Below are 347 nucleotides of genomic sequence, written 5' to 3' on the forward strand. Positions count from 1 at the left end.
ACGTACACTTGTTAAAGTTGGTGATATTGTTGAAAAAGGTGACTTCATTGCTGACGGACCTTCTATGGAAAAAGGTGAAATGGCACTTGGTCAAAACCCAATCGTTGCCTACATGACATGGGATGGTTACAACTATGAAGATGCCGTTATCATGAGCGAACGTCTTGTTAAAGAAGATGTTTACACATCAGTTCACTTGGAAGAATTTGAATCAGAAACACGTGATACTAAGTTAGGCCCTGAAGAAATCACTCGCGAAATTCCAAACGTTGGTGAAGAAGCTCTTAAAGACCTTGACGAAATGGGTATTATCCGTATCGGTGCTGAAGTTAAAGAAGGTGATATCC

Annotated in this window: 1 pseudogene; it reads left to right on the top strand. The window is 40.3% G+C overall.

Annotation, left to right across the window (positions count from 1 at the left end):
* Positions 1–347, top strand: a pseudogene (locus EII23_RS12645) (DNA-directed RNA polymerase subunit beta); the annotation flags it as partial.

It is taken from the genome of Desulfovibrio sp. OH1186_COT-070 (assembly GCF_003860215.1).
Lineage (GTDB): Bacteria > Desulfobacterota > Desulfovibrionia > Desulfovibrionales > Desulfovibrionaceae > Desulfovibrio.